Genomic DNA, 12,048 nt, shown 5'->3' with positions numbered 1-12,048 from the left:
GACGGGATTCCGCGCTGTGACAGCTCACTCGACCAGTTTGCCGTCGCTGGAGACGTGCCGCATGAGGGTGCTGAACTCTTCGGGGATCGGGGGGATCTCCTCGCGTTCGACCTCGCCGGGGGCTGACCAGACGAGGTTCACCCGGAGGGACTCGTCCAGCTCCGGATAGTCCGAGCGGTTGTGGCAGCCGCGGGTTTCCCGGCGTACCAGGGCAGCGTCGAGCGTCGCCCGGGCGGCCAGGGCGGAGGCCTCGAGGTCGAAGGCGTGGGCGAGGTCCTGGAAGCCGGCGATGTCGGGATGGACGCCGAGTCGCGTCATCCGCTCCTCGATCTCGGTCAGCTCGGCCAACCCCGCCTGCAGGCCGGCCTCGTCTCGTACGACGCCCGCGCGCGACGTCATCGTGTCGCGCAGTGCCCGCTGCAGCGCCCGGACGTTCTCCTGGCCGTTGCCTGCCAGCAGCGCGTCGACCTCGGCCCGTGCCTCGGCGACGACCTCCGCGGACCGTTGCTGCGACTGCCGGTCGATCGAGTACTTCGCTGCCTCCTCGCCGACGATCCGGCCGAAGACCAGCAACTCGATCAGGGAGTTGCCGCCGAGCCGGTTCGCGCCGTGCAGGCCACTGGCCGCCTCACCGATCGCGTACAGGCCGTCGACGCCGGTGCCGTGGTCTTCGGGCCGCACCCACACGCCGCCCATCGAGTAGTGCGCGGTCGGTGCGATCTCGATCGGCTGCTTGGTGACGTCGAGCATCTGGAGTTCGAGCAGTGTCTGGTAGACGCGGGGGAGCCGGCGCATGATCGTCTCGCGGGGCAGGTGCGACACATCGAGCCAGACGCCGCCGTTCGGAGTACCGCGGCCTTCCTTGATCTCGGTGTACGCCGCGAGCGCGACCCTGTCCCGGGTGGACAGCTCCATCCGCTCGGGGTCGTACCGCGTCATGAACCGCTCACCGAGCGCGTTCCGCAGCTGCCCGCCCTCGCCGCGGGCTGCTTCGGAGACGAGAGTCCCGGCGGCGTTCTCGGGCTCGATCAGGCCGGACGGGTGGAACTGGACCAGCTCGGGGTCGCGGATCCGACCGCCCGCGAGCAGCGCGAGGCGGAAGGAGTCGCCGGTGTTCTCGTCGCGGCGGGACGACGTGCGGCGCCAGATCCGGGTATGACCGCCCGCGGCGAGGATCACTGCGTCGGCGTGGATGACATAGCGCCGGCCGGTTGTCAGGTCGAACCCGTACGCGCCGAAGACGGCGTTGTCGCGGACCAGGATGCGGGTCACGTACACGGTGTCGAGGATCGGCACGCCGAGCTGGACGGCCCGGTTGATCAGCGTCCGCTGGATCTCCAGGCCGGTGTAGTCGCCGGCGAACGCGGTCCGCCGGTACGTGTGCGCGCCGAAGAACCGCTGCGAGATCCGCCCGTCGGCCTCGCGGGCGAACGGCATCCCGTAGCTCTCCAGGTCGGCGATCCCGCGGGCCGCGTTCTCGGTGACGATCTGCACCGTGATCGGGTTCGCCAGCAGGTAGCTCTCCTGCAGTGTGTCGGCGGCGTGCTGCTGCCAGGTGTCCTCCGGGTCCATCGTGGCGAGCGCCGCGTTGATCCCGCCGGCCGCGAGCGAGGTGTGCGCGTCGGCCCGTGGACGCTTGCCCAGGGCAAGTACTTCGACCCCTTGTTCGGCCAGCTCGATCGCCGCCCGTAGCCCGCCGCCCCCGGTGCCGATCACCAGGACGGAGGTGGCGATCTGCTGTTCGTCGGTACTCATCGAAGCTCCTGTTCGGTTGCCGATACTTCGTGGTCGTAGTCGCAGTACGTGAGGTCTTGGTGCCGTACGCGATACAGCTCGAGCCGCTGGTGGTGGTAGTCGTCCGTCTCGCCCAGCCACTCCATGCCGATCCGCTGCGCCGTCGCGGCGGCACGGGTGTTGTCCGGTCCGATCAGCGCGAAGACCTCGTCGACACCGCCGCGGTGCATCGCCCACCGGGTCAGGGCGCTACCGGCCTCGGCGGCGTAGCCGTGTCCCCAATTCGGACGGCCGAGGTGCCAGGCGATCTCGAGGTCCTTCCACGGCGGCAGGTGGACGAGCGCCGCGCCGCCGACGAGCTGCCCGGTGTCGCGCCTTTCGACGGCCCAGTGACTGGCCGGTACGACGTCCTCGGTCTGCCAGCGGCGCAGTACGTCCCGCATCGTCTGCACATTCGGAACCCAGGCCATCGCGGGAGTGAGCCAACGAGTCACCTCCTCGTCGCCGTAGATGACCAGCGCATCGTCGGCGTCGGCGTCCCGCCAAGGCCTGAGCAGTAGTCGTTCGGTCTCGATGGTCGGGTTCATCTCACGCTCCGCGGCTGAAGGACCGGCTGGTCCGGGTCGGCACTGGCTATGACCGGGTACGCCGCCGCGCTGTGACATCGCGTGCGCGAGATAGCGCTATCGCGGAGCAGGCGTGGCGATTTAGCCTCTGGTGAGGGGTGGTGGAGCCATGGCGGTTGGTGGGTCCGGCCTTCGCGGGCGGCGTACGGAGTGTGCTCGGCTGGACCAGTTGGTGTCCGGCGTGCGCTCCGGGGACGGTCAGGTGCTGATCGTCCGTGGCGAGGCGGGGATCGGTAAGTCGGCTCTGCTCGAGTACCTGGTCGGTCGGAGCGACGAGTGCCAGATCGCCCGGGCAGCCGGGGTCGAGTCAGAGATGGAACTTCCGTTCGCCGGCCTGCACCAACTGTTCGCTCCCATGTGGCGTCTCGGCGATCGGCTGCCGCCTCCCCAGCGGGACGCGTTGGCGGTCGCCTTCGGGCTGGAGTTCGGTGATCCGCCGGATCGGTTCCTGATCGGCGCGGCGGCGCTGAGTCTGTTGTCGGCGGCCGCCGACGGACGGCCGTTGGTGTGTGTGATCGACGACGCGCAGTGGCTGGACCAGGCGTCGGCCCAGACGCTGACCTTCGTCGCACGGCGGCTGTTCGCTGACCACATCGGCCTGGTGTTCGCAGTCCGTGAACCCGTGACCGCGCCGGAGTGGCATGGGTTCGACTCGTTGGTGGTCGGCGGCCTGGCCCACGCGCATGCCGGGGCGCTGCTTGATGCGGTCGTCCCCGGCCGGCTGGACGAACGCGTCCGGGACCGGATCGTGGCGGAGACCAGGGGCAATCCGCTGGCGCTGCTCGAACTGCCACGAGGGTTGACGGCGGGGGAGCTGGCGGGTGGGTTCGAGCGTCCGGACGCGCGGCCGATGGCGAGTCAGATCGAGCAGAACTTCGCTCGCCGGGTGCAGGCGTTGCCGGCGGACACCCAGCAGTTGCTGTTGACGGCTGCCGCCGAGCCGGTTGGCGACGTACCGCTGCTGATGCTCGCGTTGGCGGCGCAGGACGTGCCGATCAGCGCGGCGGCGCCCGCCGAGGCGGCCGGCTTGGTGGAGCTCGGGGCGCGGGTCCGGTTCCGGCATCCGTTGGTGCGCTCGGCGGCGTACCGGTCGGCGGATCCGGTGGATCGACGGCGCGCTCATCAAGCGCTGGCGGGGGTGATCGATCCCGAGCTCGATCCGGATCGCCGGGCGTGGCATCAGGCGAGCGGGGCGGACGGGCCGGATGAGGCTGTCGCGGCCGAGCTGATGAGCTCGGCGAGCCGGGCGCAGCGGCGTGGTGGGGTCGCGGCCGAGGCGGCATTCTTGCAGCGGGCGACGGAGCTCACTCCGGACCCGGCCCAGCGCGCTGTCCGGGCGCTGAGCGCGGCCATGGTCACGATGCGGGCGGGCGCTTTCGAGAACGCTTCTCGGCTCCTGGCGATCGCTGGTCAGGTACCGCTGAACGCTCTGCACTCGGCGCGGGTCGGCCTGGTGCGCGCGCAGTTGGCCTTCGCGGCCGGGCACGGCTTGACGGCGGCGCCGCTGCTGCTCGACGTGGCTCACCAGCTGGAACCGCTCGATCTCGACCTTGCCCGGGACACCTGCCTCGACGCGATGACGGCCGCGCAGTTCGCCGGGCGGCTGGCCGGCGAGATCGGGCTGGCCGAGACCGCGCGAGCGGCCCTGGCGCTTCCGAAGCCGGAGGTGACTCGCAAGCGGGATCTGGTGCTGGAAGGCGCCGCGACGCTGTTCACCGATGGGTATCCGGCCGCGGTCGCGCCGGCTCGGAAGGCGATCGAGGCGTTCTCCGTGGATGCCGGGGCGCCGGACCACGATGATCTGCGGTGGTTGTGGCTGGCATCGCTGCTGGCCGTCAATCTGTGGGACGACGACGGATGGCAGGTGCTGACGGCGCGGCATGTGCGGATCGCCCGCGAGCTCGGGGACCTCAACCAACTTCCGCTGGTGTTGAGCCACCGGGTGTTGCTGAATCTGTTCGCGGCGGAGATCTCGACGGCCGAGTCCCTGGTTGCGGAGGTCAAGACGGTCAACGACGCGACCGGGGTCGGACTGACGTCGTACGGCGCGCTCTGTCTGGCCGCGTGGCGGGGGCGGCCGGAGGAGGCCGGGCCGGTGATCGCCGCCTGCCGGGAAGAGGCGACGGCGCGAGGTGAAGGGGGCGGGATCACGACTGCTCACTTCGCGAACGCTCTACTCCTGAACGGTCTTGCCAGGCATGAGGAAGCGCTGGTGGCGGCTCAGGCGGCGACCGGTTTTCCGCCTGAGCTCGGCGTCTTCAGCTGGGCGCTGCCGGAGCTGATCGAGTCGGCGGTGCGCAGTGGCCGCCCGGAGCTGGCCGCCGACGGTTTCGACCGGCTGAGGGAGATGACGCAGGCCTGCGGTACCGACTGGGGTCTTGGCGTGCTCGCGCGATCGGCGGCTCTGTTGACCAGTGCGCGAGCGGCGGCGGAGTCGGCGTACCAGGAAGCCATCGAGCGTCTCGGGCGATCACGGATGCGGATGGACCTCGCCCGGGCACACCTCCTCTACGGCGAGTGGCTGGGCGGGCAGAGCCGGCGCCAAGACGCGAGGGTCGAACTGCGGACGGCGTACAAGCTGTTCTCCACCGCCGGAGCCGACGCCTTCGCAGACCGCGCCGGCCGCGAGCTCGCCGCCACCGGCGAAACAGTCGGCACCCGCACCAGCCGCGTCACCGACACCCTCACGCCCCAAGAAGCCCACATCGCCGAACTCGCCGGCACCGGCCTCACCAACGCCGAGATCGGCGCCCAGCTCTTCCTCAGCCAACACACCGTCGACTGGCACCTCCGCAAGGTCTTCCAAAAACTGGGAATCACCTCCCGCCGCCAGCTTCGCCCTTGACCGCACTGCGTTGCACGGGCGTCAGTCGGCTGCGGCCTCGGTGATCGACCTGGGCGAAGGCACGTCGGCGAAGAGGAGGTTGCCGGCCGGCATCATCCAGGTCATCACCTCGACGGCGAGGCGGCCGGCTTGGACGGCGGGGTCGGCTTCGGCGTGGTGGCGGGCAGTTTCCTGGTCGACGGACCAGATCGAGAAGCCGCGGTAGCGCTCGTCGTCCTGGTCGGTCAAGGGGCCGCGGACCAGGATCAGGCCGCGGTCGCGGAGGCCGGCGCCGTGGGCCAGGTGCCGGTTCTGGAGGTCGGTGGCTTCCTCGTCCGTCATCACGGGGGCGGCGGGACGCAACGTCAGCAGGATGACGGTGTAGCGGTCGAACTGCACGTGCTGACGGTACGGGTCGACGCGCTGAGGTACTAGTAGATGTCTCGTACGTAGCGTTTCGTCGAGGCCAGGCTCTTCACGTACGCGTCGGCCTCGTCGGGGCTGAGGTGGCCGTGGTGGGTGATGATGTCGCGGAGGCTTTGGTCGACGTCCTTGGCCATTCGGGTCGCGTCGCCGCAGACGTAGACGTGGGCGCCGTCTTCGAGCCAGGCCCAGAGCTTGGCGCCGTGCTCGCGCATCCGGTCCTGGACATAGATCTTGTTGCGCTGATCACGTGAGAACGCGAGATCGATCGACGTCAGTACACCGTCGCGCTGCAACGCGGTCAGCTCTTCCTGGTAGTAGAAGTCGGTGGCCTCGTGCTGCTCACCGAAGAACAGCCAGTTGGGTGCACGATCCCCACGCGCGCGCCGCTCGTCCAGGAACCCGAGGAACGGCGCGACGCCGGTTCCGGGTCCGATCATCACCATCGGTACGCCGGGATCGGCCGGCGGCTGGAAATGCGGCGCGGGCTGGACGGTCACCGCGACCGGGTGGTCCAGCGGGGCGTCGGCGAGGTAGGTCGAGCACACGCCCTTGCGACCGACACCCAGCGGACCGGCGTACCGGATGACGGACACGGTCAGGCTGATGCGGTCCGGGCTGGTCAGCGGGCTGGACGAGATCGAGTACTGCCGGGGCTTGAGCTTCGGCAGCAGGTCGGCCAATCCCTGTGCGGTGAACGCAATGCTGTAGCAGGAGACAAGATCGACCGCCTGCTGACCCCACAACCACTTGGCGAGCTCGCCCTTGTTGTCGGCCCGGAGCAGCGTCTTGAGCTCGACATCGCCGGTCTGGTCAGCGACGAAACGCAGCAGGTCCGGCGTGATGCGGGTGATGTCGAGATGATCGCGCAGCGCGGTCGCAACCGGTACTGCGGTACCGCCGAGCTCCACCTCCGTCGCGGGGTCGATCCCGGTGGTCGTCAGCCATTCCTTGACCAGGTCGGGGCAGTTGCGCGGCATGACACTGAGCGAATCGCCGACCTGATAGGTCAGGCCGGTCCCTGTCGTGTCGAAGGTGAACTGCCGGACCTCCTTGCCAGCGCCCGGCCGGCTGAGCAACCGGTTCTCCACCAAGCGGGCGAGTTGCGCGGGCTTGCGGCGTGATGCAGCACTTGCGACCGGGGCCGGCTTCAGCTCGTCGACAAGCTGTTCGAGCCAGGCGCTGCCGGAGTCGTCACCCTCGCAGTCGACCCTCGGCAGCAGCTGTACCGCGCCCAACTCGGCAAGACGCGTGTCGAGGCGCCGGCCGTGGCCGCAGAAGTTGTCGTAGCTCGAGTCGCCGAACGCGAGGACGGCGTACCGGATGCCGGCGAGCGAGCCCGGGGGAGCGCTCTCCAACGAATCCCAGAACGTCGTGCCGTTGTCCGGCGCATCACCGTCGCCGAAGGTGCTCGTGATGAGGACGAGGTCGGCCTCGCGCGGGATCGCGTCGAGGGAGAGATCAGCCATGCAGTGCGCGACCGGGGCAAGCCCGGCGGCGACGAGTCTCGGCGTCGTGGTGTCGACGGCGAACTCCTCCGCAGTACCGGTCTGCGATGCCCACAGGACATACAACGGGCGGCCGGTCGGAGCCGGAGCGGGAACGGCCGGGAGACGCGAGAACATCCCCGCCAGTACGCCGTTGACCCACAGCGCGCGATCCGCGGCGAACGGCGCGCCTGCGGGCAGCACTGGAACCGCTCCGTCGAGAGAGCGCGCTCCCACCCCTTGGAGAAACCCGGCAAGATAACGCTTCTCGTCATCGGTCAGCTCGGGTCGCGTAGCAGGCAACCCGAAGACGTCCGAGGGTTCCGGCTGCTTGCTCACCACGGTCACCGTGACCGCGCACACCTTGAACTCGGGCTGGAACGACAGCGGATCGACAGCATCGTTGGTGACCGCATTGATCGCCAGGTACTCGCCGTACAGGTCGTTCCAGTGAAACGGAGCGAAGAGGTTTCCTTCCCGCACCCGATCCGTGATCACCGCCGGCATCACCGCCCGTCCCCGACGTGACGCGACCTCCAGTTCGTCGCCTTCGGCAACCATCAGTCTGGCGGCGTCGGCCGGATGGATCTCGACGAACGGACCAGGCGCGAGCTTGTTGAGCTTGGCCACGGTTCCGGTCTTGGTCAGCGTGTGCCACTGGTGCTGGACCCGGCCGGTGTTCAGCAGGAACGGATAGTCGTCATCCGGCATCTCGGCCGCCGGCACATGCGGCCGCGGATAGAAGACAGCGCGGCCGCTGGCAGTCGCGAACCGAAGCTTGCCGTCGGCAACATAGCGGACCGGGTTGCGGGACGGTCCGTCCGGAGCCGCCGGCCATTGGACCGGCTCCGACCGCAACCGTGCGTAGCTGACACCGCGCAGGTCGTACCCGGTCTGAGGGTTCCAGCACTGCCGGATCTCTTCGAACACCTCCTCGGCACTGGCATACGTGAAGGCTTCCGAGTAGCCCATCGCACAAGCGATCCGCGCGATCAGCTGCCAGTCCGGCATCGCCTCGCCCGGCGGCGGTACGGCGGCCGGTACCAGCGTGAGGTTCCGCTCGGAGTTGATCATGATGCCTTCGGACTCCGCCCACATCGTCGCGGGCAGCACAACATCGGCGTACGCGTTCGTCTCGGTGTCGGTGAAGACGTCCTGGGTGATCACCAGTTCGGCCGCCTCCAGCCCGGCCAGCACGGTCTTGCGGTTGGAGACCGACGCGACCGGATTCGTGCAGATGATCCAGCAGGCCTTGATCTTGCCCTCGGCGAGCTGCGAGAACATCTCGACCGTGCCGCGCCCGACCTCGGTGCGCAGCGTGTCCGGCGGCAGTTGCCATAGGTTCTCGATGAACGCGCGGTCCTCCGGCACGAGTACCGACCGCTGCCCGGGAAGGCCCGGGCCCATGTAGCCCATCTCGCGCCCGCCCATCGCGTTGGGCTGCCCGGTCAGGGAGAACGGTCCGCTGCCCGGGCGGCAGATCGCGCCGGTGGCGAGATGCAGGTTGATGAGTGCGTTGGTGTTCCAGGTGCCGTGCGTGCTCTGGTTGAGGCCCATCGTCCAGCAGCTCATCCAGTTGCCCGATGCGCCGATCCACTCGGCCGCCTGCCGCAACGACTCCTCCGGCAGACCGGTGATCCCAGCGACGACGGCCGGCGGGTAGTCGGCGAGGAACGCCGGCATGTCCTCCCAGCCCTCGGTGGACTCGGCGATGAACTGCTCATCGACGTAGCCGCCCTCGACCAGGAGATGCAGCAGGCCGTTGAGCAGGGCAAGGTCGGTACCGGGCTTGATCTGCAGGAACAGATCGGCCTTGTCGGCGGTCGTGGTGCGCCGCGGATCGACGACGATCAGCTTCGCGCCGGCCCGGACCCGGTCCATCATCCGCAGGTACAGGATCGGGTGGCAGTCGGCCATGTTGGCGCCGCTGACGAAGAACACGTCGGCGTGGTCGAAGTCCTCGTACGACCCGGGCGGGCCGTCCGAGCCGAGCGACAGTTTGTAGCCGGTGCCCGCGCTGGCCATGCAGAGCCGCGAGTTCGACTCGATCTGGTTGGTCCGGATGAACCCCTTGGCGAGCTTGTTCGCCAGGTACTGCGCCTCGAGCGTCATCTGGCCCGAGACGTACAGAGCCACCGCGTCCGGTCCGTGCTCATCGACGATCGCCCGCAACCGCCGGCCGGTCTCGGCGATCACTTCGTCGACCGGCCGCGCAACCGGCTCCGCGCCACGCTCGGAGCGGACGAGCGCCCGATCCAGCCGCCCCGGAGCGGAGAACAGCTCGCCGCTGGTGGCACCCTTCGTACACAATCGCCCTGCGTTTGCCGGGTGATCTTTGTCACCTGACGCCTTGACCACGGGCCTGGCACCGCCGACGCCCGGCGCGATGTCCAGCAGCACACCGCAGCCGACGCCGCAGTACGTGCACACGGTACGCACCTGTTCGCCCACCCAGCCGAAGCTATGTGGACGCGGTTACACCTCCGTGACGCCGACGGTCCCCAGTTGTTACGAACCCCTCGCACCACCTGAGAGCACCAGTGAGGTCCCCGTCGGTCAGGACTCCAGGGCGTTGGTCAGGAGGGTGACCAGGGCCTCGAGTTGGAGGTCGGCCGACGAGGTGACCTCTTCGTCGGAGCCGTCGAGGGCTCGGGCGGCCAGGCCGGCCTTGGCGTCGATCAGGTCGGCGATCCGGGTGTCGATGGTCTGGGCGGCGATGATCCGCCAGGCCGTGACGGGCTCTTCCTGGCCGATCCGGTGGACCCGGTCGATCGCCTGGGTCTGCTCGGCGTTGGTCCAGGACAGTTCGGCCAGGACGACGTTGGAGGAGACCTGGAGGTTCAGGCCGACGCCTGCGGTCAGCAGCGAGCAGACCGCGATCTCGACCTCGGGGTCGTTCACGAAGGCGTCGATGTTGGCCTGCCGCTTCTTCGGGGTCTGGTCGCCGCGGATCGAGGCGTACCGGATGCCACGCTCGGCGAACAGCGCCTCGGCGGTGTCCATCACCTCGATGTGCCGAGCGAAGAACACCACCTTGCCGACGTTGTGCGCGAGCTGGGCCGCGTAGTCGGCGGCCAGGCCGGCCTTCGCCTCGCCGATCCGGCGGACCAGGCTGAAGATGTTGTCGCCGTTCTTGGCCTTCGCCTGCTCGGTTCGTTCCCAGCCGGCCACCGCGCGGACCAGGTCGTGGTCGATGCCCTCGACGGTGACGCCGGACGTGCGGGTCTGCAGGGCGGTCTCGTACCGTGCGACCAGGCGCTCGGCGAGCTCGCGCTCGGCGGCCCGGATGGAGCGGCCGGCGGCGCCGTCGAGCTCGACCGGCAGGTCGGCGATCCGGCGGGCCGGGATGTCGGCCGCGACGTCGACCTTGCGGCGACGGACGATGCCCATGTCGATCACGCAGGACCGGGCCGCCGCGTAGAAGCCGGGGTCGGCCGGCGTCAGATCGGTGTCGTCGAGCTTGGCCATCAGCTCGGCCTTCGGCGCCTTGTCGTCGATCCAGCCCAGGTACTGCCAGATGGCCCGGAAGTCGTCGATGTCGTTGATCAGCGGCGTACCGGTGAGGGCCATCAGCAGCGGGCGGACGGTCCGGGACTGGATCCGCTCGGCCAGCTGCAGCACGTTGCGGGATCGCTGGGACTTCTTGTTCTTGATGAAGTGCGCCTCGTCGACCACCATGCCGCGCATGCCGAGATCGCCGAGCCAGCCGACGTGCCGGTCGAGCACCTCGTAGTTGACGATCACGATGTCGGCGAACCCGTCGATCGTGTCACCGTCGCCCTGGATCACGGTGGCGACCCGCTTCGGCGTCCAGATCCCGGCCTCGCGCGCCCAGTTCGTCTTCACGACGCTCGGTACTACGACCAGCAACGGGTAGGCGTTGGCCGCCTGAGCAGCCAGCAGTGCCTGGGCCGTCTTGCCCAGACCGGGCTCGTCGGCAAGCAGGAAGGTGCGATGACCCGCTGCCGCGGCGGCCACCAGTTGTGCCTGGTGAGGCATCAACTCCTGGCCACCCGGGAGGTGCAGAGAGGCCGGCTCGGGCAATGTCTTGCTCGCCGAGGCGGCGGCGTACTCGAACGACTTGAGGAGCGGGTTGATCAGCTCCCAGCCCGACAGGCGTCGCGCCTGAGGCTTCGGGATGGCCGCGGCCGCACTGAAGTCGGGCGCGAGGAAGGGGTTGGCGAGCTGGCGGGAGACGACCGACTGCGGCACCACCTGACGTGGCGGGGGAGCAGCGGCTGCCTGCGGCTCGATGACAGTGGGCTCGACCGGCTCCGGTGGCTCCTCGCCGGCCGCGAGCATCATCTCGCGCTTGAGCGCGGCGGCGGCCTCGGAGATGACCGCGTCCTCGGCCAGCAGCGCGAGCAACGACGGCTCGAGCGCGGCGCTCTTGGCGAGGATCGTCGCGAGACCGTCGAGGCGGCGCAACTGGGTGGCGCGGTAGGCCTCGGTCGCCTTCGCGTCGCCGTTCACCCGGGCGCGTTCCTCGCGCACCAGCAGCGCCACGACCTGGAACTTGGTCCGGACCGACGGCTGGACGTTGGATCGCTCGACGGCCGCCTCGATCTCACGGACGGCGCGGGCGAGCACCGGGATCAGGCCCTCGGCGTCGCGGGCGGGACGCCGTCGGCGGGGGGCAGCAGCAGTACGCCGAGCGCCGGGCTGGCGCTGGCCTCGTCGGGCCAAACGATTCCTCCTCTGAACTGCCCCGGCGTTCGCCGTGGCGGTACGTCGCACCGCACGCCCTCGCAGGCCGAGCCGACGTCGCAGCCAGTGCTCCGGGCCGGCTGATCGCCGAGGCGGCCCGGGCGCGCCGCTGCTGAGTACCTTCCCCACCCCACCGCCCGGTCGTCGGGCGGTCGAGCTGTCGGATTCCGGCGGAGCTGGCCACCGAGTGGAACCGGCCGTCGATGGTCGGTCCCAGTCAGCGAACGCAGCTGTCACGAGATGATCG

6 protein-coding genes are annotated in these 12,048 nt (G+C 69.5%); 1 reads left to right on the top strand and 5 read right to left on the bottom strand.

Annotated elements, in window-relative coordinates; genetic code table 11:
• Positions 1 to 24: 24 nt before the first annotated feature.
• Both ACIA12_RS07385 and ACIA12_RS07380 read right to left on the bottom strand, forming a co-directional pair.
• Positions 25 to 1,755, bottom strand: a complete 1,731-nt coding sequence (locus ACIA12_RS07385) for an FAD-dependent oxidoreductase (protein ID WP_396366058.1) — start codon at positions 1,753 to 1,755, stop codon at positions 25 to 27.
• Complete coding sequence (locus tag ACIA12_RS07380; protein ID WP_396366057.1) at positions 1,752 to 2,321, bottom strand: GNAT family N-acetyltransferase; 570 nt, start codon at positions 2,319 to 2,321, stop codon at positions 1,752 to 1,754. The genes ACIA12_RS07385 and ACIA12_RS07380 overlap by 4 nt, the downstream gene beginning before the upstream one ends.
• Before the next feature lie 148 nt (positions 2,322 to 2,469).
• Here ACIA12_RS07380 and ACIA12_RS07375 point away from each other — a divergent pair, with 148 nt between their 5' ends.
• Positions 2,470 to 5,205, top strand: a complete 2,736-nt coding sequence (locus ACIA12_RS07375) for an ATP-binding protein (protein WP_396366056.1) — start codon at positions 2,470 to 2,472, stop codon at positions 5,203 to 5,205.
• 21 nt (positions 5,206 to 5,226) lie between these two features.
• Here ACIA12_RS07375 and ACIA12_RS07370 read toward each other — a convergent pair whose 3' ends face one another.
• From ACIA12_RS07370 to ACIA12_RS07360, 3 genes are all read right to left on the bottom strand, one after another.
• Positions 5,227 to 5,583 (bottom strand): YciI family protein, encoded by a 357-nt coding sequence (locus ACIA12_RS07370; RefSeq protein WP_396366055.1) that lies wholly within the window; start codon positions 5,581 to 5,583, stop codon positions 5,227 to 5,229.
• A gap of 32 nt (positions 5,584 to 5,615) precedes the next feature.
• Positions 5,616 to 9,545: a molybdopterin-dependent oxidoreductase gene (locus tag ACIA12_RS07365; protein WP_396366054.1), complete on the bottom strand. Its 3,930-nt coding sequence runs from the start codon at positions 9,543 to 9,545 to the stop codon at positions 5,616 to 5,618.
• Between the two features lie 105 nt (positions 9,546 to 9,650).
• Positions 9,651 to 11,780 (bottom strand): DEAD/DEAH box helicase, encoded by a 2,130-nt coding sequence (locus tag ACIA12_RS07360; protein WP_396366053.1) that lies wholly within the window; start codon positions 11,778 to 11,780, stop codon positions 9,651 to 9,653.
• Positions 11,781 to 12,048: the final 268 nt, after the last annotated feature.

The sequence above is a fragment of the Kribbella sp. NPDC051620 genome (assembly GCF_044453825.1).
GTDB lineage: Bacteria > Actinomycetota > Actinomycetes > Propionibacteriales > Kribbellaceae > Kribbella.
This window is presented reverse-complemented; position numbering and strand designations above follow the sequence as displayed.